The organism is Pseudomonas sp. PSE1(2024), from assembly GCF_050990555.1.
Taxonomy (GTDB): Bacteria; Pseudomonadota; Gammaproteobacteria; order Pseudomonadales; family Pseudomonadaceae; genus Aquipseudomonas; species Aquipseudomonas aphyarum.
This window is the reverse complement of the sequence record NZ_CP158967.1, coordinates 1,601,810-1,623,517: the sequence shown is the minus strand read 5'-3', so window position 1 is coordinate 1,623,517 and position 21,708 is coordinate 1,601,810. Positions and strand designations below refer to the sequence as shown.

Here is a 21,708-nt window from a genome sequence, read left to right as displayed (position 1 = left end):
GGCTAGCCGATAAAGGGACAATTCCCTAAAATCGAGAATCATTGATTCTAAAAAAGGGACAATCATGGATCGCATCGAATGCATGCGCGCCTTCGTGGTGACGGTCGGCGAAAACGGCTTCGCAGCTGCTGCCCGGGCCATGGACGTGCCCCGCTCGAAAGTCAGCAAACAGATTCAGGCGCTGGAAGAAGCCATCGGCGTGCAGCTGCTGCAACGCACCACCCGCAGCCTGCACCTGACCGAGGCCGGCGCCGAGTATTTCGATGCGGCGCGGGAAGTGATTGCGGCACTGGACGAGGCCGAGCAGCGAGCGCGGGACGGGGTGGGCGAATTGCGCGGGGTGTTGCGGGTCAACGCACCGATGTCGTTCGGCCTGCGGCGCTTGGGCAAGCTGATTCCGCTGTTCCACGAGCAGCACCCGAACATCGAGCTGCAACTGGTGCTCAGCGACCAGCAGGTCGATCCGGTGCGCGGCGGGTTCGACGTGACGATCCGCATCGCCAGCCTGCCCGACTCGACCATGATCGCCCGGCAACTGGCGCCGGCGCCAAGAATCATGGTCGCCTCCCCTGCTTACCTCGAACGCGCGGGCACACCGCAAACCCCGCAGGATCTGCGCTCACATCAATGCTTGAACTACGGCTATCTGCAGAGCGGGGTCAGCCTGCAACTGTGCAACGGCAAGGAGACCCAGCGCGTCAACGTCACCGGGCCGTTGCACGCCAACAACGGCGACCTGCTGGCGCAAGCGGCCGAGGCCGGCATGGGCATTGCGCTGCTGCCGGACTTCATCGTCGAAGAAGCGTTGGCCGCCGGGCGACTGGTGCCGGTGCTGTGCGAATGGCAAGCCCCGGCAATCACCATCAACGCGGTGTATTCGTCAGCCCGGCGGGTGCCGCAGAAGACCCGGGCGTTTATCGAGTTTCTGGTGGGGCAACTGGCGCCGGCCTGCGAATCCCCAACCGGCTGATCCACACCGCCGCCAGGATCACGCTGCCACCGAGGAACAACCGCCCGAGCTCTTCATGCTGATTCCAGATCAGCAGGTTCAGCAGCAAGCCCACCGGCACGTGCAGGTTGTTCATCACCGCCAGGGTGCCGCCGTTGACCAGGCACGCGCCCTTGTTCCACCAGTACAGACCGAGTGCGGTCGAGACCAAACCGAGGAACACCAGCACGCCCCATTGCAGCGGTGCTTCGGGCAGGAAGTTGGATTTGCCGAACAGCAGGAACGCCGGCAACGCCACCGCCAATGCGCCGAGGTAGAAGAAACCGAAACGCCGGTAGTGCGGCAGATCACTCGGGTGTTTCGCCACTAGGTGTTTGTACAGAACCTGCCCGGCGGCGTAGGTGAAGTTGGCCAGTTGCAGCAGCAAAAAGCCCATGAAGAAGTCCGGGTTGATCCGGTCGTAGCGAATCACCGCCGCGCCGGCGACCGCCACCAGTGCGGCGATCAGCGCCCATGGGTTGAAGCGTCGGTTGAGCGCATCTTCGATCAGCGTCACATGCAACGGCGTGAGGATGGTGAACAGCAGCACTTCCGGCACCGTCAGCACGCGGAAGCTCAAGTACAGGCAGACGTAGGTCACGCCGAACTGCAACGCGCCGATCAGCAGCATGCCGCGCATGAACGCCGGTTCCACCGAACGCCAGCGGGTCAGCGGGATAAACACCAGCCCGGCCAGCACCACCCGCACCAGCACCGCGAAGTAGCTGTCGACATGACCGGCCAGGTATTCGCCGATCAGACTGAAGGAAAACGCCTGGATCAGCGTGACAAAAAGTAGATAGCCCATGCTCGCCTCGATTTCGAATGGCGGCGACGATAGCGTTTTTTGCTTCTGATCGCGAACCCTCCAACAACACAGATCCATGTGGGAGCGGGCTTGCTCGCGAAGGCGGTGTGTCAGGCGATATCAATCTTGATTGAAACATCGCTTTCGCGAGCAAGCCCGCTCCCACAGGGGAGGTGCTGCGTTGCAAAAATCGCAGGCAAAAAAAAGCCCGATCTCGCTAAAGCGTTCAATCGGGCTACAGCACTCAGGAGCAACAAGTGCAAAGGGAGGTTCGATGCGCGTAGAGCCTTGAAGGGGTTGCGCCAGGTCACTAGAACAATCGGCGATTATCTGGCGATTAACATATCAAGCGACCTGGGACAGTTTGGCGTTGGCCTGGTTGAGGCCTTTCTCCTGGAAGTCGCCGCCCAGGTTCATGCCTTCGGCGTGGATGAAGGTCACGTCGTGGATACCGATGAAACCCATCACCTGACGCAGGTACGGTTCCTGATGATCCGCCGGGCCGCCGGCGTAGATCCCGCCGCGAGCGGTCAGCACGTAGGCACGCTTGCCGCTGAGCAGGCCTTGCGGGCCGGTTTCGGTGTACTTGAAGGTCACGCCGGCACGCAGTACGTGGTCGAGCCAGGCTTTCAGGGTGCTCGGGATCGCGAAGTTGTACATCGGCGCAGCCATCACCAGCACGTCGGCCGCCAGCAACTCATCGGTCAATTCGTTGGAACGGTCCAGCGAGGACTGCTCGCTGTCGTTGCGCTGCTCGGCGGATTTCATCCAGCCGCCCAGCAGGTTGATGTCCAGGTGCGGCACCGGGTTCACGGCGAGGTCACGTACGGTGATCTGATCGGCCGGATGCGCCGCTTTCCACTGACTGATAAAGGTCTGGGTCAGTTGACGGGAAACCGAGTCTTGCTGGCGGGCGCTGCTTTCGATGATCAGAACGCGGGACATGTTGTGTAGCCTCCATCCGAGAATGTTGTAAGTCGATGGAGTGAAGGTTAAACAGAGTCGTATCGATGAAAAAGCGCAAATAATTGCTGCAAAGCATCGAAAAATTCGTTTAGATGCAAGCCATACCCTGTGGGAGCCCACCCCCACAGGGCCGTGACGCTATTTCGGGGTGCAGCTCAGCTTGATGCGCAGCTTGATGATGGTCCGGGTGAACTTGGCCGTGGCGTTCTTATGCTTGCCCGCGGCCACTTCGATGTTGCGGGTGCGCGGCGCTTCCGGGCCGTTGGTGAACACCACCTTGCAGGTCGCGTCGACGTCGCCGTAGTTGTTGACCTGGATGGAGCCGATGTCGTTATCGGTGTCGAACGCGTTGTAGTCGATCTTCAGGCCGTTGAGGTCCTTTTCCACATCGATCGGGTACGCAAACGCAGTCAGCGGAAGCAGCGCCAGCAACACACAACAGAATTTTTTCATTCGGCAGTCTCCATGAGGGACCGCCAGCTTAGGACAAGAGGAGCTATTGATGAAAGCGCCCCGCGTGACCCTTGATCAATGGCGAACGTTGCAGGCCGTGGTCGACCACGGCGGATTCGCCCAGGCCGCCGAGGCCCTGCATCGCTCGCAATCGTCGGTGAGTTACACCGTCGCCCGCATGCAGGATCAGCTCGGCGTGCCGCTGTTGCGCATCGACGGCCGCAAGGCTGTGCTGACCGAAGCCGGCGGCGTGTTGCTGCGCCGTTCGCGACAACTGGTGAAACAGGCCAGCCAGCTGGAAGACCTCGCCCATCATATGGAGCAGGGTTGGGAAGCCGAAGTGCGGCTGGTGGTCGACGCCGCCTACCCGAGCGCCCGCCTCGTCCGCGCCCTGACCGCGTTCATGCCGCAAAGCCGTGGCTGCCGCGTGCGTCTGCGTGAGGAAGTGCTGTCGGGCGTCGAAGAAGTGCTGCTCGAAGGCGTGGCCGACCTGGCCATCACCGGCCTGAGCATTCCCGGTTACCTCGGCGCGGAATTGAGCGACGTGGAATTCGTCGCCGTCGCCCACCCGGAACACGCGCTGCACCGGCTGAACCGCGAGCTGAATTTCCAGGACCTGGAAACCCAGATGCAAGTGGTGATCCGCGACTCCGGCCGCCAGCAACCCCGGGACGTCGGCTGGCTCGGCGCCGAACAGCGCTGGACTGTCGGCAGCCTCGCCACCGCCGCCAACTTTGTCTCCAGCGGCCTGGGTTTCGCCTGGCTGCCACGGCACATGATCGAACGGGAATTGAAAGAAGGCCTGCTCAAGCTGCTACCGTTGGATCAGGGCGGCAGCCGCAATCCGAGCTTCTATCTGTACTCGAACAAGGACAAACCCCTGGGCCCGGCTTCGCAGATCCTCGTCGAACTGCTGCGCACCTTCGACACCCTGCCGCTGGACGCACCGTTCGCCGCCCCCGAACAAGCCTGACACGGAGTTCACCGATGGCGTATTTCGAGCATGAAGGTTGCAACCTGCACTACGAGGAATATGGCCACGGCGATCCGTTGCTGCTGGTTCACGGTCTGGGCTCCAGCACCCTGGACTGGGAAATGCAGATTCCCGCATTGGCCGCACATTACCGGGTGATCGTCCCGGACGTGCGCGGTCACGGCCGCTCCGACAAGCCCCGCGAGCGCTACAGCATCGCCGGGTTCAGCGCCGACATCGTTGCCCTGATCGAGCATTTGAAGCTGGGCCCGGTGCACTACGCCGGGCTGTCCATGGGCGGCATGATCGGCTTCCAGTTCGCCGTCGATCAGCCGTGGATGCTCAAGAGCCTGACCATCGTCAACAGCGCGCCCGAGGTCAAGGTGCGCAGCCGCGACGATTACTGGCAGTGGTTCAAGCGCTGGAGCCTGATGCGCCTGCTCAGTCTCGCCACCATCGGCAAGGCCCTTGGCGCCAAGCTGTTCCCCAAACCGGAGCAGGCCGATTTGCGTCAGAAGATGGCCGAACGCTGGGCAAAAAACGACAAACGTGCTTATCTCGCCAGCTTCGATGCGATTGTTGGCTGGGGGGTTCAGGAACGACTTTCCCGGGTCACCTGTCCAACCCTCGTCGTCAGCGCCGACCGGGACTACACCCCCGTTTCGCTGAAAGAAACCTATGTCAGACTGCTGCCCGATGCGCGGCTGGTGGTGATCGCCGATTCGCGCCACGCCACCCCGCTCGATCAGCCCGAACGCTTCAATCAAACGCTGCTGGAGTTCCTTGCCACAGCCGATAATCACCCTCAGGATCACTGACCCATGCTGAAAAAACTCGCCCTCGCCGCCGGCACCGTGCTGTTCGCTGCCAACCTGATGGCTGCCACGCCGGCAAAAGCGCCGCACGTGCTGCTGGACACCACCAACGGCCAGATCGAAATCGAACTGGACCCGGTCAAGGCGCCGATCAGTACCAAGAACTTCCTTGAATACGTCGACAGCGGTTTCTACACCAACACCATTTTCCACCGCGTGATCCCGGGCTTCATGGCCCAGGGCGGCGGCTTCACCCAGCAGATGCAGCAAAAAGACACCAAGGCCCCGATCAAGAACGAAGCCAGCAACGGTCTGCATAACGTTCGTGGCACTTTGTCGATGGCCCGTACTTCCAACCCGGATTCGGCCACCAGCCAGTTCTTCATCAACGTGGCCGACAACGCTTTCCTCGATCCGGGCCGTGACGCCGGTTACGCGGTGTTCGCCAAAGTGGTCAAGGGCATGGACGTGGTCGACATCATCGTCAACTCCCAGACCACTACCAAACAGGGCATGCAAAACGTGCCGGTCGACCCTGTGATCATCAAGTCGGCCAAGCGCATCGACTAAGCTTTACAGGGCATATCGAGCGGCGCTGACCTGATGTCACGCCGCTCACACTGATAAAAGGAGAGCCCGTGCTCCGGGCGGTTATCTGATGCTCTATCGCCGTTTCGAACAACTGATCGACATATTCCGCGACGCCCCGACGGCGTCTCCGCCGGACCGCGTTCTGCCCTTCTATACCTATTACCTGAAGCAGGTCTGGCCGAGCTTCGCCGCCCTGCTGATCGTCGGCCTGTTCGGTGCCTTGATCGAAGTGGCGCTGTTCAGTTACCTGAGCCGCATCATCGACCTCGCCCAGGGCACGCCGAACGCAGACTTCTTCAAAGTGCACGGCGCCGAACTGGCGTGGATGGCCGTCGTGGCATTGCTGCTGCGCCCCCTCTTCCTGGCCCTGCACGACATGCTGGTGCACCAGACCCTGAGCCCGAGCATGACCAGCATGATTCGCTGGCAGAACCACAGTTACGTGCTCAAGCAGAGCCTGAATTTCTTCCAGAACGACTTCGCCGGGCGCATTGCCCAGCGCATCATGCAGACCGGCAACTCACTGCGCGATTCCGCCGTGCAAGCGGTGGATGCGTTGTGGCATGTGCTGATCTACGCGATCAGTTCGCTGGTGCTGTTCGCCGAGGCCGACTGGCGCCTGATGATCCCGCTGCTGACGTGGATCGCGGCCTACGTTGGCGCGCTCTATTACTTCGTGCCACGGGTCAAGGACCGCTCGGTGGAAGCCTCCGATGCGCGCTCGAAGCTGATGGGCCGGATCGTCGATGGCTACACCAACATCGCCACCCTGAAGCTGTTCGCCCACACCAACTTCGAACAGCATTACGCCCGTGAGGCAATCCAGGAACAGACCGAAAAAGCCCAACTGGCCGGCCGCGTAGTCACCAGCATGGACGTGGCGATCACCACCATGAACGGCCTGCTGATCGTCGGCACCACCGCGCTGGCCCTGTGGCTGTGGACGCAGTCGCTGATCAGCGTCGGCGCGATCGCCCTGGCCACCGGCCTTGTCATCCGCATCGTCAACATGTCCGGCTGGATCATGTGGGTGGTCACCGGCATTTTCGAAAACATCGGCATGGTCCAGGACGGTCTGCAGACCATCTCGCAACCGGTCAGCGTCACCGACCGGGAGCAGGCCAAACCGCTGGCCGTGGCCCGTGGTGAAGTGCGTTTCGAGCACGTGGATTTTCACTACGGCAAGAAGAAAGGCATCATCGGCGACCTCAACCTGACCATCAAACCGGGCGAAAAAATTGGTCTGATCGGCCCGTCCGGCGCCGGCAAATCGACGCTGGTCAACCTGCTGCTGCGTCTGTACGACGTCGAGGGTGGGCGGATCCTGATCGACGGCCAGAACATCGCCGAAGTCGGCCAGGAAAGTCTGCGCGCGCGGATCGGCATGATCACCCAGGACACTTCGCTGCTGCACCGTTCGATCCGAGATAACTTGCTTTACGGCAAGCCTGACGCTACCGACGCCGAACTCTGGGAAGCGGTGCGCAAGGCCCGTGCCGATGAGTTCATTCCGCTGCTGTCGGACGCCGAGGGGCGCACCGGATTTGATGCGCATGTCGGCGAACGCGGGGTGAAACTGTCCGGTGGCCAGCGTCAGCGGATCGCCATTGCGCGGGTACTGCTCAAGGACGCACCGATCCTGATCATGGACGAAGCGACCTCGGCGCTGGACTCGGAAGTCGAAGCGGCGATTCAGGAAAGCCTGGAAACCCTGATGCAGGGCAAGACCGTGATCGCCATCGCTCACCGCCTCTCGACCATTGCCCGCATGGACCGGCTGGTGGTGCTGGAGAACGGCAAGATCGCCGAAAGCGGCAACCATGCCGAACTGCTGGCCCATGGCGGATTGTATGCGCGGCTGTGGGCGCACCAGACCGGAGGGTTTGTCGGCATCGATTGAACCGCGCTACTGATCGTTCCCACGCTCCGCGTGGGAATGCAGCCCATGACGCTCTGCGTCACTGGACGCGGAGCGTCCCCTGAGGCGTTCCCACGCAGAGCGTGGGAACGATCAACAGGAAGAAAAAAAACCGCCAGAGCCCTTTAGCCACGGGCTCTGGCGGTTTTTTATCGCCTGCTGGAAATCCACAAAATCCCTGCTGTACTGTGCCAAGGCTCCGGAACGGAACCTGTCGTAAGTCTGCAGGGACGCACCACTCGATGCAGTCTCGATAGCACGTCTATCAAGGACTCTCTCATGTCTCTGTTCAAACGTTCAGTCACTGAGTTGCTGGGTACGTTCTGGCTGGTTTTGGGCGGTTGCGGCAGTGCGGTCATCGCCGCGTCTTCACCTTTGGGTATCGGCGTGCTGGGGGTGGCCCTGGCGTTTGGTCTGACGGTGCTGACCATGGCGTTTGCCATCGGCCACATCAGCGGCTGTCACCTCAACCCGGCCGTGTCGGTCGGTCTGGTCGTCGGCGGTCGGTTCCCGGCCAAGGAACTGCCTGCCTACGTCATCGCCCAGGTAATCGGCGGGATTCTGGCAGCGGCACTGCTCTACCACATCGCCAGCGGCAAGGAAGGCTTCGACATCGCTGCCGGCCTGGCCTCAAACGGTTATGGCGAGCACTCGCCGGGCAAATACTCGATGGCTTCCGGCTTCGTCACCGAGCTGGTGATGACCGCCATGTTCGTGGTGATCATCCTCGGCGCCACCGACAAACGCGCCCCGGCAGGGCTGGCACCGATCGCCATCGGCCTGGCCCTGACGCTGATCCACCTGATCTCGATCCCGGTGACCAACACCTCAGTCAACCCGGCCCGCAGCACCGGCCCGGCGCTGATGGTCGGCGGCTGGGCCATCGCGCAGTTGTGGATGTTCTGGGTCGCGCCGCTGCTCGGTGCGGTGGTCGGCGGCGTGCTCTATCGCTGGCTGGGCAAGGAAGACAGCTGAGGGTGCCGGCGAGGATCAGGCTTGCCGATACGGCAAGGCGCTCCTCGCCTCTTCGGCATAGGCCAGGACACCGGCGCGCTCCTGGTGCAGGAAGTCTTTGACCGCGGCTTTCAAACCGGGATGACGCAGGTAATGCCAGGAATGGGTGATTACCGGTTCGAAGCCGCGAATCAGTTTGTGCTCCCCTTGGGCACCGGCATCGAAACGTTGAAATCCATTGGCAATCGCATAGTCCATGCCCTGATAGAAACAAGTCTCGAAGTGCAGCCGGTCGAACTCGGCCAGGCATCCCCAATAGCGTCCGTAAAAACTGTCGCCGCCCACCAGGCTGAACGCCATCGCCACCGGCCGTGAGCCCTGCCGTGCCAGGACCACGCGGATCGATTCCGGCATGCGCTCGGCCAGCAGGCTGAAGAATTCCCGGGTCAGGTACGGTGCCTGCCGGCGTACCGCGTAGGTGTTGGCGTAACAGGCGTAGACAAAATCCCACTGCGCCTCGTCCAGCTCGCGGCCTTCCAGCCATTCGAACTCGAAGCCCTGCCCCGCCACTTGCTCGCGCTCCTTGCGCATCTGTTTGCGCTTGCGCGAGGCAAGTACGTCGAGGAAATCCTGAAAGTCGCGGTAGCCGCGATTCTGCCAGTGGTACTGACAGCCGATGCGTTGCAGCCAGCCCGGCTGCTCCGCCATGGCGGCATCGGTAAACGCGTCGGTGAAGTTGATGTGGGCGCTGGAGAGCTCTTCGATTTCCAGATACCCCGGCAGGCTCTTGAGCAGTTCGAATCCGTCTTCGACATTCGCTGCCAGCAACCGAGGGCCGCTGACCGGACTGAACGGCACCGCGCTCAAAAACTTGGGGTAGTAATCGATTCCGGCCCGGGCGCAGGCATCGGCCCAGCCATGATCGAACACGTATTCGCCGTAGGAATGCCACTTGCGATATCCGGGCAATGCGGCGATTACGCGCCCCGCTTCGACGTGCAGCAAATGCTCCGCTTGCCAGCCGGTGTGCGGGCCGACACTGCCGCTGTCCTCCAGCGAAGCCAGGAAGGCGTGGCGCAGAAACGGCTGGTTTTGCGGGACCAGAACATCCCAGTCGGACGCTGGAATTTCCGACAGTTTGTGCAGACGTTGCAGCGGCATTTTCCTCTCCACTTTCGGGCGTGAACGCCCGACGAGTATCGCTGATCGGCCCGGCGTTGCCCACGCCAGAATGCGCGACAGCGCTCTAGATCAATAGTTCACGGCAGTTTTGTATCGTCATCAACCTGCCATCATCGTGCCACTGCTCTGTCATAAACCATCGCGATACTGGCGCCTGTTTTTAGAGCGCCGGGTTCTACCCCGGACACTGTTTTCCGACCGTCAAACCGTCGGTTGTGCCCAGGATGGTTCAGCCATCCCCTTCATCTTCGGAGATTGCTATGCGTCTTGCTTCCACAAAAACTGCGGCGGCCCTGTGCGGTGGCCTGTTGCTGGCCATGAGTGTTCCGGCCAGTGCCGCAGTCGACGCCAAACTGCTCGACATGCTCAAGGCTAACGGTTCGATTTCCCAGGCGCAGTACGTTGAACTGCAAACTGAACTGGCCAAGGATCAGAAGGCCCAGCAAATCGCGCAGCAGGCGCAGCAAGAGACCAACGAGCAAATCGCGGCGACCGCGAAGAAAACCAACGAGCTCAGCAGTTTCGACCAGAAACTGGCCTGGGCCGCCAAAACCCAGTTCAAGGGCGACGTGCGTATCCGTCAGGAAACCATCAAGATCGACGGCGAACCGAACAACGGCGGCCGCGACAAGGATCGCCAGCGCATCCGTGCCCGTCTGGGTGCGTACACCGAGATCAACCCGCAAGTCGACACCGGCATCCGTATCGCCACCGGCGGCGGCGACGACGCCCGTTCGACCAACCAGGACCAGGACAACTACTTCGACAAGAAGCAGATCTGGCTCGACCTGGGCTACATCGACTACCACCCGGACCAGATCAAGAACCTGCACATTATCGGCGGCAAGATGCTGCAACCGTGGGTGAGCATGGGCGACGTCATCTGGGACAGCGACATCAACCCGGAAGGTCTGGCCGTTACCTACAAGTATCCATTGGGCAGCAGCGTCGAACTGTTCGGCAGCCTGGGTAACTACAACCTCAAGGACAACGTCGACGGCGACGGCGTGCAGTTCCGTCACGACCTGCGCCTGACCGCCGGCCAGCTGGGCAGCCGCTTCACCATCACCGACAACCTGAAACTGACCCTGGGCGGCAGCGTCTACGCCTACCAGAACGACGAAGACAGCCGTTGCACCGGCACCTCCACGCCGTGCGCCCTGGCCGTCAACGGCAACTCGGCAAACAACGAATTCCGTCTGTACGAAGGCTTCAGCCAGGTCGATATCGGCGGCCTGCCAATGCCGCTGTCGTTCTACGGTCAGTACGTGAAGAACAACGATGCAGTGACCGATCAGGACACCGCCTGGCTGGTGGGTGCCAAGTCGAAAGTCTTCGGTCTGAACCTCGACTACAACTATCGTGACGTGCAGCGCAACGCGGTGGTCGGCGCCTTCACCGATTCGGACTTCGCCAACGGCACCACCGGTTCCCGTGGCCACAAGTTCAAGGTCGGTTACGACATCGACAAGAACTTCGCCATCGGTGCGACTTACTTCCTGACCAAGGCCGACTTCTCCAGCCGTACCCAGCGTGATGCAGACACCAACACCCTGCAGCTGGATGCGGAAGCGAAGTTCTAAGCAACCCGGCAACAGACTTCAAACGATGGATTGGACATCCGGCTCCATCGTTTGAAGAGGCTTCAACAGACTGGCGCGGCCGCAGCGATCCCCATCATCCGTTCGCTGCGGCCGCGCCAGTCTGTGTTTTCAGGATCGATCCTTGCGCCGCAGCTGTGCCAACTGCTCGGCCAACGCGTCCACGCCCTCTTCAGGCTTTTGCGGCATCGCCCGCAACGTCGCCTGCATCAAACGCATCTGGCGAATGAAACGCCGGCAATTGCGGCAGAACATCAGGTGATGACGCACCATCAGTTTCTCGCGAAAGCTCAACTGGCCATCGAGATAATCGCTGGATCGCGCCACTTGCTCCTTGCAGGTCAACATTCTCCCGTCTCCTCAAAATGCTCCACGGTCGCGAAGACCTTCAAACGTGCCCGATGCAGCAGCACGCGGACATTGGAGAGCGAGATCTCCAGAAGATTACAGATCTCCTCCAGCTCCAGACCCTGGCGCTCGCGCAGCAACAGAACGCTGCTTTGCAGTTCCGACAGGCTCAACAACGTGTGTTCGAGGCATTCACGCAGCTCGCCTTCTGTCAGCAACGCTTCGGGCGTGTCCTGGTGCCAGGCGAAGGGTGCGACCAGCCAGTGGCCGTCGCCGGGAGAAAAACGATCGTCGTCGATGGTGCCGTGCGGTGACGGCAGATCATCCAGCAACACTTCGCGACGATTGAGTTTATAGCGGCTCTTGGCCGAGTTGGCGGTGATGGTCAGCAGCCAGGTCTTGAGACTGGAGCGCCCCTCGAAACGGCCGATATTGCGCACCACCGACAGCCAGGCATCCTGCACCACTTCCTCGACATTGCGCTGACCGACAATCGCGTAGGCCACCGCGCGCATGGGGCTTTGATAGGTGCTGACCAGTTCCTTGAAGGCTTTCTGTTCGCCTGCCAACAACCGTTCGAGCAGTTGTGTGTCGTCAACCGCCATCCATCAATCCCCTTTTCCTGACTCCGAAAATGATAGCGGCAGGATCTCTCCTGCCGCCAGTTTCGAAAATTACAGCGTTCGCGCCGATTCGGATGTAGGAAACGTCAGCGCGATTAAGAGGAAATGAACTGGCTCTTAGCGTTTACGCAGAATCACGCTACCAATCGAGTAACCGGCACCGAACGAACTCAACACCGCCAGCGAACCGGCTGCCAGATCGTCCTGATACTTGTGGAACGCGATCACGGAACCGGCGGAGCTGGTGTTGGCGTAGGTGTCGAGAATCACCGGGGCTTCTTCTTCGGTGGCTTCGCGGCCCAGCAGCTTGCGCACGATCAGGTGGTTCATGCTCAGGTTGGCCTGGTGCAGCCAGAAGCGCTTCACGTCGCCGACGTTGAGCTTGTTCTCTTCCAGATGTTCGCCGATCAGCTCGGCGACCATTGGGCAGACATCCTTGAACACCTTGCGGCCTTCCTGCACGAACAGTTTGTCGCGGGCGCCGATGCCCTCTTCCGCTGCGCGGTTGAGGAAGCCGAAGTTGTTGCGGATGTTGTTGGAGAACTTGGTCAGCAGTTTGGTGCTGACCACGTCGAACTGGTGCTTCGACGTCGCCGTATCGGCACGCTCGATGATCACCGCAGTAGCCGCGTCACCGAAAATGAAGTGGCTGTCACGGTCACGGAAGTTCAAGTGACCGGTGCAGACTTCCGGGTTGACCATCAGGATCGCCCGGGCCTGGCCCAGTTGCACGGTGTTGGCCGCTTGCTGGATGCCGAAGGTCGCCGACGAGCAGGCAACGTTCATGTCGAAACCGAAACCCTGGATGCCCAGTGCTTCCTGGACTTCGATGGCGATGGCCGGATAGGCGCGCTGCAGGTTGGAGCAGGCGACGATCACGCCGTCGATATCGGCGGCAGTCTTGCCGGCACGCTGCAGGGCTTGTTCGGCAGCACCGATGGCCATCTGGCAGAGCACCGACCATTCGTCGTTGGAACGCTCTGGCAGACGTGGTGCCATGCGTTGCGGATCGAGGATGCCGTCCTTGTCCATGACAAAGCGGCTCTTGATGCCGGAGGCTTTTTCGATGAACGCGGCGCTGGACTCGGTCAGGGCCTGCACTTCGCCGCTGGCGATGGCTTCGGCGTTGTCCGCATTGAACTGGGCGACGTAGGTATTGAAAGACTGCACCAGCTCTTCGTTGGAGATGCTGTTGGCCGGGGTGTACAGGCCGGTGCCGCTGATGACGACGTTATGCATGGTCGTTTCTCTAATCTGTTCAGGCAGAAAGTGCTGGCACCGACGTGCCAACACGCAAAGGGTCCATTCCCGTATAAGGGACGCAAAAACCTGGCATCGCTTTATTCCGTTGCGCGGCCCGGCAAAGGCTCTGGGACGCGAAAACGGCATTTATGGTGGCGAAGTTTGCCATAACCGTGGCCATTTGGCGTCTTTCTCAAGATCGACGCGCAATGATCGTTCCCACGCTCCTGCGTGGGAATGCAGCCCGTGACGCTCTGCGTCACTGGACGCGGAGCGTCCCCGGAGGCATTCCCACGCGGAGCGTGGGAACGATCAGCGTCACTGTTCTACCTGGCTCCACTGTTTGTTCAGGCGCTTGTCGGAGATCGGCACTTTCGTCCCCAACTGTTGGGCGAACAGCGAAACCCGATACTCCTCCAGCCACCAGCGATACAGCTCGAGCTGCGGATCGCGTTTGCCTTCCTGGGCATGTTTGGCGGCGCGGGTCTGGTATTGCGTCCAGAGCCCGGCGAGTTCGCCGCTCCACACCCGATCCTTCTGCACCTGCGCGCCCAGCTTCTCGAAACGCTGCTCGACGGCCTTCAGATAGCGCGGCAACTCCTTGAGCCAGAGCATCGGCGTTTCCCGCACGAAGCCCGGATACACCAGATGACTGAGCTGCTGCTTGATGTCGTTGAGCGCCACCGCCTGAGCCAGGTCGATCTTGCCCTTGAAGCGCTTTTGCAGACCGTGCCAGAGCTTGAGGATTTCCAGCGTCAGACGTGCCACGCGCTCGGCGTGCTCGGTCCAGCTGCCACGCTTGCGCTCGGCCAGTGCCGCCAGACCTGCGCCGTCACGCGGCAACGGGTCTTCGCCCTCGAGAATGCAGCTGTCGAGGCTGGCCAGCAGAATGTCTTCCACCAGCGCATCGACGCGACCCAGTTCGCGGTACAGCAACCCCATTTCGGTCAGGCCCGGCAACTTGCCGCGCAGGAACTTCGCCGGTTCGGCCAGTTGCTGCATCAGCAGGCGTTGCAAGGCGCGGCGGTGCTGAAATTCGGCTTCGGCCGGGGTCGAGAAGCGCCCTTCCTTGACCGTACCGCCCTCTTCCACCAGCGCCGGATAGACCGTCATCGACAGCCCGGCGATCTTCTGCTGCGTCTTTTCCGCCACCGGCGCGAAGACCTTGGCCTCCACCGGCTGCTGGCTTTTCGCGCTCTGCGGCACGGCCAAAGCAGCCTGGCTGGCTTCGGCGAAACGTGCGGTCAGCTCGGCCAGATCCCGTCCTTCGCCAAGGAACTTGCCCTGGCCGTCGACGATTTCCAGGTTCATCCGCAGGTGGCTTTCAACCTGCTGCGCCGCTTCGGCCCAGGCTTCATCGCTGACCCGCGCACCGGTCATGCGCAGCAGTTCACGGCCCAACGCTTGCGGTAACGAACCTTCGGCAAAGGTCATGCGTTGCAGCGCGGCCTTGATGAAGTCCGGCACCGGCACGAAGTTCTTGCGCAGGGCCTTGGGCAGGTTGCGCACCAGCGCAATGCACTTGGCCTCGATCAGCCCCGGCACCAGCCACTCCAGGCGCTCCGGCGGCAGCATCGGCAACAGCGGCGCCGGCACTCGCAGGGTCACGCCGTCGCGCGGGTGATTCGGTTCGAAGTGGTAACTCAGGGCCAGTTCCAGATCGCCGATGTGCAGCGTGTCCGGGTAATGCTGCGCGGTGACTTCGCTGGCTTCGCGGGCCAGTACGTCTTCCTCGCGCATGATCAGCAGCTGCGGGTCTTTCTGGCTGTTGACGCGATACCAGCTGTCGAAGGTCGCGGTCTGGTGGATCTCCGCCGGCAGCCGCGCGTCGTAGAACGCGTAGAGGGTTTCCTCGTCGGCCAGAATGTCCCGGCGACGGGCCTTGGCTTCCAGTTCGTCGAGCTGTTCGAGCAATTGCTTGTTGGCCGTCAGGCACTTGGCCCGGGACTGAATTTCGCCACGCACCAGGCCTTCGCGGATGAACAGTTCACGCGAGACCACCGGATCTACCGGGCCGTAGTGCACCGGTCGACGGCCGACCACGATCAGGCCGAACAGGGTGATCTGTTCGAACGCGACGACCTGGCCGCGCTTCTTCTCCCAGTGCGGTTCGAAGTGGTTCTTCTTGATCAGGTGCCCGGCCAGCGGTTCGATCCAGTCGGCGTCGATCTTCGCCACCATCCGCGCGTAGAGCTTGGTGGTTTCCACCAGTTCGGCGGTCATCACCCACTGCGGGCGTTTCTTGCCGATACCCGACGACGGGTGAATCCAGAACCGCCGCTGACGGGCGCCAAGATAGTCGCCGTCCTCGGTTTTCTGGCCGATCTGGCTGAGCAGGCCGACCAGCACCGCTTTGTGCAGCGTCGGATAATCCGCCGGTTCTTTGTTCAGGCTCAGCTGCAAGTCGCGGCAGATCAGGCTCAACTGACGGTGGGAATCACGCCACTCGCGCAGACGCAGATAGTTGAGGAAATTCTTGCGGCACCAGTTGCGCAGCGGGCTCGCCGTCAGCGCCTGGCGCTGCTCTTCAAAACCGCGCCACAGATTGACCAGCCCGGCGAAGTCGGAGTCAGCGTCCTTCCATTGGGCGTGCGCCTGGTCAGCGGCTTGCTGACGCTCCGGCGGACGCTCGCGCGGGTCCTGAATCGACATGGCGCTGGCGACGATCAGCACTTCCTGCAGGCTGCCGAGTTTCGCCGCTTCAAGCAGCATGCGGCCCATACGCGGGTCCACCGGCAGACGCGCCAGCTGACGGCCGAGCGGGGTTAGCTGACTGTTGCGATCCACCGCCGAGAGTTCTTGCAGCAGGTTGAAACCGTCGCTGATCGCCTTGCCGTCCGGCGGCTCGATGAACGGGAAATCGGTGATCTCGCCGAGGCGCAGATGGAGCATCTGCAGGATTACCGCCGCAAGGTTGGTGCGCAGGATTTCCGGATCGGTGAATTCCGGGCGACCGAGGAAATCCTCTTCGCTGTACAAGCGCACGCAGATACCCGGCTCGACCCGGCCGCAGCGACCTTTACGCTGGTTGGCGCTGGCCTGGGAAATCGCTTCGATCGGCAACCGCTGGACCTTGGCGCGGTAGCTGTAGCGGCTGATGCGCGCAGTGCCGCTGTCGATCACGTAACGGATGCCCGGCACGGTCAGCGAGGTTTCGGCGACGTTGGTCGCCAGCACCACACGACGGCCCGGATGCGACTGGAAAATCCGCTGCTGCTCGGCCGGCGACAGGCGCGCGTACAACGGCAGGATCTCGGTGTGTTTGAGCTGGGCCTTGCGCAGCATGTCGGCGGCGTCGCGGATCTCGCGCTCGCCCGGCAGGAACACCAGCACATCGCCGGGGCTGCGGCGTTCGCTACGCTCGTACGCGGCGATTTCATCGAGGGTGGCGAGGATCGCCTGATCGACGGTCAGGTCGTCCTCGACGCGGTTGCCCTCTTCGTCCTGCTCAAGCGTCAGCGGGCGATACCAGGTTTCCACCGGAAAGGTACGCCCGGACACTTCGACAATCGGCGCGTCATCGAAATGCTTGGAGAAACGCTCCAGATCGATGGTCGCCGAAGTAATGATGACTTTCAGGTCCGGACGACGCGGCAGCAGGGTTTTCAGGTAACCGAGCAGGAAATCGATGTTGAGGCTGCGCTCGTGGGCTTCGTCGACGATGATCGTGTCGTAGCGTTCGAGGTAGCGGTCGTTCTGGGTTTCCGCCAGCAGGATACCGTCGGTCATCAGTTTGATCAGGGTGTTCGAATCGCTCTGATCCTCGAACCGCACCTGATAACCGACCAGCGCGCCCAGCGGCGTGCCGAGTTCTTCGGCAACCCGACTGGCCACGCTGCGCGCTGCGATCCGACGAGGCTGGGTGTGGCCAATCAGACCATGCTGGCCGCGACCGATCTCCAGGCAGATTTTCGGCAACTGAGTGGTTTTACCCGAGCCGGTTTCGCCGGCGATGATCAGCACCTGGTGCTTTTCCAGGGCCTTTTTGATTTCGTCACGCTTGGCCGCAATCGGCAGGCTGTCGTCGTAACGGATCACCGGCAGGCTGGCCTTGCGCGCCAGCACCTGATCGCAGGACGCCTGCATGCGCGCCACCCACTGGGCCAGCTTGGCCTCGTCGGGTTTCTTGCGCAGCTCAAGCAACTGCCGCCGCAGCCGGTGGCGGTCAGCGAGCATGGCGTGATCGAGGTTTTTCAGCAGTTTGTCGATGGAGGGCGATTCGTCGGTCATCGGGTACGCAATTCGGTCGTCTAGTGGCGCAAGGACGCGATTGTCGCAGATTTTACGACCGCTGCGCGGCCGATCGCGAGCAGGCTCGCTCCCACCCTGAATCTCCAGCGGCCATAAAACCGCTGCACAGCGCGATCAAATGTGGGAGCGAGCCTGCTCGCGATGAATTGCGCAGCAATTCCAGAAAGTCACTCGTTATCGAGGCCCTTTCGCCGATACGGAAAGACGTCGATGACTTTCCCCGCCCGAATCGCCTCCTGTAACCCCTTCCAGTAATCAGCGTTATACAACTCGCCATGCAACTGATCGAACAGTTTGCGCTGCGCCGAATCGGCAAACAGAAACGGCGGAAACTCCTCGGGAAACACGTCCAGCGGCCCGATCGAATACCAAGGTTCGGAGGCCATTTCGTCCTCCGGAGTACGCGGTGCCGGAATGTGGCGGAAATTCGCTTCAGTGAGGAAGCAGATCTCGTCGTAATCGTAGAACACCACCCGGCCATGGCGGGTGACGCCAAAGTTCTTCAGCAGCATATCGCCGGGAAAGATGTTGGCCGCCGCCAGTTGCTTGATCGCCAGCCCGTAATCCTCCAGCGCCTCGCGCACCTGGGCTTCGTTAGCGTTATCCAGATAGAGGTTGAGCGGCGTCATCCGCCGTTCGGTCCAGCAGTGGCGGATCAACACCGTTTCGCCTTCCAGCGACACCGTAGACGGCGCAACTTCCAGCAATTCCGCCAGACATGCCGGCTCGAACTTGCTCAGGGGAAAACGGAAGTCGGCGAATTCCTGGGTATCGGCCATGCGTCCGACGCGGTCGACGCTTTTCACCAATCGATACTTCTCGATCACCGTGGCGCGGTCGACGTTTTTCGACGGGGAGAATCGATCCTTGATGATCTTGAACACGGTGTTGAAGCCCGGCAGCGTGAACACGCTCATGACCATGCCGCGTACGCCCGGCGCCATGATGAACTGGTCGTCGGTGTTGGCCAGATGATTGATCAGGGCGCGGTAGAACTCGGATTTGCCGTGCTTGTAGAAACCGATTGAGGTGTACAGCTCGGCGATGTGCTTGCCCGGCAAAATGCGTTTGAGAAAGCCGATGAATTCCGCCGGCACCGGCACATCCACCATGAAATACGAACGGGTGAACGAGAAGATGATCGACACATCGGCTTCGTCGGTGATCAGCGCATCGATCTGAATCCCCCGCCCTTCACGGTGCAGCAGCGGAATCACCAGCGGCCATTGATCGTCGTTGGTGTAGATGCGCCCGACCAGGTACGCGCCCTTGTTGCGATACAGCACCGAGGAAAACAGCTCGACGCTCAGTTCAGGGTCTTTGCACACCCAGTCCGGCAGGTTCTCGCGCAGCTGCGCTTCCAGGCGATGCAAGTCACCGGGCAGATCGGCGTAGGCCTCGTTGAACCGGTAATCGGCAAAGATGCTCGCGAGCATGCCCGAGATCTGCCCTTGCGGTTTATAGGTGCGGGTTTGCGCGGCCCGGGCCCGACGCAGGCTCGGCCGGGTGGTGTGGATGAACATGCAGCCGTCGCTGATCAGGTCGTGGCTGAACAGGCCGCAGAAAATCGAGTTGTACCAGGTCTCGGACAGCTCATCGTCAAAGCGCAGGTCGATGATGCTGATGTAGGCGCTTTTCACCAGCGGCCAACAGGTGACGTCCATCAAGGTGTCCGGCTCGAAATACTCGCGCAGCCGGGCAACGGTTTCACCGACCTTTTCTTCGTAGAGGTTGATCCGCGCCGCCGACGCGGTTTGCGTGTCCTGCCAGCGGGCCTGCTCGAAGCGCTCCCGGGCGCCGTCGGTGATCCGCCGGAAATGCTCGCGGTAATCGTCAAAGCCATCGAGGATCAGGCGGGCGATGTCGGTGGCTGGCCATTGCTGCGGCATAGATGAGACCTCTGCGGGAATTGGAGAATCTGTGCTCGAAGGCCTGAGCTTAGCCACGGAAGCGGGCGCAGGAGAAGCGCAATTTCTGCCAAATCCTCTTGCGGCTTGTACAGCGACACAGTTTTTATCAAATTTTTTTTAATCGACCGTTCGGTCAATAAACGTCCACTTCGGTTCTCCCCACCACTGGGCGCCAGCCCGCGTTTTCTGTGGGTTTCGGATCCAATTCAGCGGCGACATCTCTAGCCTGCGCTTTTGCCCGAGTTGTTCATGCCTGTCCATTCCCGTCAGCGACTGGTCTTACCAAGATAGTGGCACTTTGATATACAGCCCGCCATCACCCGCCTCACAACAAGATCCTCGGCTCACGAGGACGACCTCTCCCCAAACGCCCAAGGAGCACATTGATGTCTATCCGGAATCTGCGCATCGGTTTGCGCGCCAGTTTGTGTTTTGCCGTTCTGGCCAGTCTGCTGGTGGTGGTCGGCCTGTTCGGTCTGGGCCAGATGAAAACCCTGCGCGAGAGCGCGGCGGTGATCGAGGAATCGTGGATGCCCAGCATCGAAAGCATCCATGACGCGGCGGCAAACATCGCCAGCATCCGCCTCGAGTCCCTGCGCCTGATCACCAGTACTCAGGCTGCCGTTCGCGAGCGCAGCAAAGGCCTTCTCACCGCGCAACGCCAGGAATTGCTCAAGCGCCTCGACGATCACAAGGCCCTGATTGCCAACGATCAGGAACGGGCAATGCTGGAAGGCCTGAGTTCCGACACCGCCAAGTACCTGAGCATCCTCGACCAGATCATCAAACAGATCGACGCCGGACAAAACGACCAAGCCTACGCACGCCTGACCAACGAACTGGCGCCCCAGGGCACGGTGCTCGACAAAACCCTGGAGCAAATGATCAGCCTCAATCAGCAAGGCGCGGATGTCGCGGCCAAGTCCGCGGCGGCGATGTACCAGCAGGCGCTGTGGATCGTCGCCACGATCATCGTCATCGCCCTGATTGCCACGTTGTTGCTGGCCTGGTTGCTGACCCGCAGCATCACCGCGCCGATCAATCAGGCGCTGAATGTGGCACGGCGGATCGCTTCGGGAGACCTCAGCGGTCGCATCGACAGCGACGGCAAGGACGAAGCGGCGCAGTTGCTCACGGCGCTGTCCGAGATGCAGGGCAATCTGCGCTCGACCATTCGTGGCATCAGCGAGTCGGCCCAGCAACTGGCCTCCGCTGCCGAGGAAATGAGCTCGGTTATGGAGCAGAGCACCCGCGGCCTGCAACAGCAGAATGACCAGATCGAGCAGGCTGCCACGGCGGTCACCGAAATGAGCACGGCGGTCGATGAAGTGGCCGCCAATGCGGTGTCCAGCGCCGAAGCCTCCGAAGCCTCGAACGAGGACAGCAAGCACGGGCATGTGCAGGTCAGCGAGACCATCAGTTCGATTCAGGAGCTGGTCAGTGCGGTGCTCGGCGCGTCCGAACAGGCCGAGGGCCTTGCGACCCAGGCCCAGGACATCAGCAAGGTGCTGGAAGTGATTCGCGGCATCGCCGGGCAGACCAACCTGCTCGCCCTGAACGCTGCGATTGAAGCCGCGCGCGCCGGTGAGGCCGGGCGTGGGTTTGCAGTGGTTGCCGACGAAGTCCGCTCGCTGGCCCAGCGCACACAGAACTCCACCGAAGAAATCGAGCTGATGATCAGCAGCATCCAGCAAGGCACCGGTGCCACCGTCGACGCGTTGCAAAGCAGTGCCGAACAGGCCAGCCATACCCTGCGTCGGGCCAACAGCGCCGGCCATGCACTGGAGAAAATCACCGCATCGATTTCGCAGATCAACCAGCGCAACCTGGTGATCGCCAGCGCCGCCGAACAGCAAGCGCTGGTGGCCCGGGAAGTCGATGAAAATCTGGTGACTATCCGTGACCTGTCGACCCAGACCGCTGCCGGTGCCACCCAGACGTCTGCCGCCAGTCAGGAACTGTCGCGGCTGGCAGTCGACCTGAACGGGCTGGTGACGCGCTTCGTGATCTGATCAGACAATTAAATGCCCGATTAGCGGTTGCCATCGCCGGGGCCCTCGGCAACACTCTCGTCCCGATCAAGGA

Annotated in this window: 17 protein-coding genes; 8 read left to right on the top strand and 9 right to left on the bottom strand. The window is 61.4% G+C overall.

Annotation, left to right across the window (positions count from 1 at the left end):
* The first annotated feature begins 64 nt into the window (after nt 1–64).
* Entirely contained in the window at nt 65–970 is a 906-nt protein-coding gene (locus tag ABTV87_RS07325; protein WP_262161368.1) for a LysR family transcriptional regulator, read from the top strand.
* Here ABTV87_RS07325 and ABTV87_RS07320 read toward each other — a convergent pair.
* The 3 genes from ABTV87_RS07320 to ABTV87_RS07310 all read right to left on the bottom strand — a co-directional run bounded on the left by ABTV87_RS07320 (nt 915) and on the right by ABTV87_RS07310 (nt 3,215).
* Nucleotides 915–1,796, bottom strand: a complete 882-nt coding sequence (locus ABTV87_RS07320) for a carboxylate/amino acid/amine transporter (protein WP_085605643.1) — start codon at nt 1,794–1,796, stop codon at nt 915–917. The two genes, ABTV87_RS07325 and ABTV87_RS07320, sit on opposite strands and share 56 nt — an antisense overlap.
* A gap of 345 nt (nt 1,797–2,141) precedes the next feature.
* Nucleotides 2,142–2,741 (bottom strand): FMN-dependent NADH-azoreductase, encoded by a 600-nt coding sequence (locus tag ABTV87_RS07315; protein WP_007956545.1) that lies wholly within the window; start codon nt 2,739–2,741, stop codon nt 2,142–2,144.
* Between the two features lie 159 nt (nt 2,742–2,900).
* Entirely contained in the window at nt 2,901–3,215 is a 315-nt protein-coding gene (locus ABTV87_RS07310) for a hypothetical protein (protein WP_011332961.1), read from the bottom strand.
* Nucleotides 3,216–3,264: 49 nt separating this feature from the next.
* On the opposite strand from ABTV87_RS07310, the gene ABTV87_RS07305 reads away from it, so the two are divergent.
* From ABTV87_RS07305 to aqpZ, 5 genes are all read left to right on the top strand, one after another.
* Nucleotides 3,265–4,188, top strand: coding sequence for a LysR family transcriptional regulator (locus tag ABTV87_RS07305; RefSeq protein WP_007956543.1), 924 nt, complete (start codon nt 3,265–3,267; stop codon nt 4,186–4,188).
* Nucleotides 4,189–4,202: 14 nt separating this feature from the next.
* Nucleotides 4,203–5,006 carry an alpha/beta fold hydrolase gene (locus ABTV87_RS07300; protein WP_433899189.1) on the top strand — a complete coding sequence of 268 codons (804 nt, stop codon included), beginning with the start codon at nt 4,203–4,205 and terminating at the stop codon, nt 5,004–5,006.
* Nucleotides 5,007–5,009: 3 nt separating this feature from the next.
* Complete coding sequence (locus ABTV87_RS07295) at nt 5,010–5,573, top strand: peptidylprolyl isomerase (RefSeq protein ID WP_093103676.1); 564 nt, start codon at nt 5,010–5,012, stop codon at nt 5,571–5,573.
* Between the two features lie 88 nt (nt 5,574–5,661).
* Nucleotides 5,662–7,494 carry an ABC transporter ATP-binding protein gene (locus ABTV87_RS07290; protein WP_102685995.1) on the top strand — a complete coding sequence of 611 codons (1,833 nt, stop codon included), beginning with the start codon at nt 5,662–5,664 and terminating at the stop codon, nt 7,492–7,494.
* Nucleotides 7,495–7,791: 297 nt separating this feature from the next.
* The gene (gene aqpZ / locus ABTV87_RS07285) at nt 7,792–8,487 is read left to right on the top strand and encodes an aquaporin Z (protein WP_064383176.1); all 696 of its coding nucleotides are present in this window, start codon (nt 7,792–7,794) and stop codon (nt 8,485–8,487) included.
* A 15-nt stretch (nt 8,488–8,502) separates the two neighbouring features.
* Here the strand turns inward: aqpZ and ABTV87_RS07280 are convergent, their stop codons facing one another.
* Entirely contained in the window at nt 8,503–9,627 is a 1,125-nt protein-coding gene (locus ABTV87_RS07280) for a GNAT family N-acetyltransferase (RefSeq protein ID WP_085747187.1), read from the bottom strand.
* A gap of 281 nt (nt 9,628–9,908) precedes the next feature.
* Between ABTV87_RS07280 and ABTV87_RS07275 the strand changes: the two genes are divergently transcribed.
* Complete coding sequence (locus ABTV87_RS07275; RefSeq protein ID WP_085605637.1) at nt 9,909–11,231, top strand: putative porin; 1,323 nt, start codon at nt 9,909–9,911, stop codon at nt 11,229–11,231.
* 129 nt (nt 11,232–11,360) lie between these two features.
* On the opposite strand, the gene ABTV87_RS07270 is transcribed toward ABTV87_RS07275, so the two are convergent.
* The 5 genes from ABTV87_RS07270 to aceK all read right to left on the bottom strand — a co-directional run bounded on the left by ABTV87_RS07270 (nt 11,361) and on the right by aceK (nt 19,602).
* Nucleotides 11,361–11,597: an anti-sigma factor family protein gene (locus ABTV87_RS07270; RefSeq protein ID WP_007956536.1), complete on the bottom strand. Its 237-nt coding sequence runs from the start codon at nt 11,595–11,597 to the stop codon at nt 11,361–11,363.
* A complete protein-coding gene (locus ABTV87_RS07265) occupies nt 11,591–12,202 on the bottom strand; it encodes an RNA polymerase sigma factor (protein WP_085605633.1) in 612 nt (203 codons plus the stop codon). Before ABTV87_RS07265 ends, ABTV87_RS07270 begins: the two co-directional genes overlap by 7 nt.
* Nucleotides 12,203–12,337: 135 nt before the next feature.
* A complete protein-coding gene (locus ABTV87_RS07260; RefSeq protein ID WP_007956533.1) occupies nt 12,338–13,459 on the bottom strand; it encodes a beta-ketoacyl-ACP synthase III in 1,122 nt (373 codons plus the stop codon).
* A 321-nt stretch (nt 13,460–13,780) separates the two neighbouring features.
* Nucleotides 13,781–17,692 (bottom strand): ATP-dependent RNA helicase HrpA, encoded by a 3,912-nt coding sequence (hrpA, locus tag ABTV87_RS07255; RefSeq protein WP_433899188.1) that lies wholly within the window; start codon nt 17,690–17,692, stop codon nt 13,781–13,783.
* A gap of 188 nt (nt 17,693–17,880) precedes the next feature.
* A complete protein-coding gene (aceK, locus tag ABTV87_RS07250; RefSeq protein WP_007956529.1) occupies nt 17,881–19,602 on the bottom strand; it encodes a bifunctional isocitrate dehydrogenase kinase/phosphatase in 1,722 nt (573 codons plus the stop codon).
* A 407-nt stretch (nt 19,603–20,009) separates the two neighbouring features.
* On the opposite strand from aceK, the gene ABTV87_RS07245 reads away from it, so the two are divergent.
* Complete coding sequence (locus ABTV87_RS07245) at nt 20,010–21,635, top strand: methyl-accepting chemotaxis protein (protein WP_433899187.1); 1,626 nt, start codon at nt 20,010–20,012, stop codon at nt 21,633–21,635.
* The last annotated feature ends 73 nt before the right edge of the window (nt 21,636–21,708 follow it).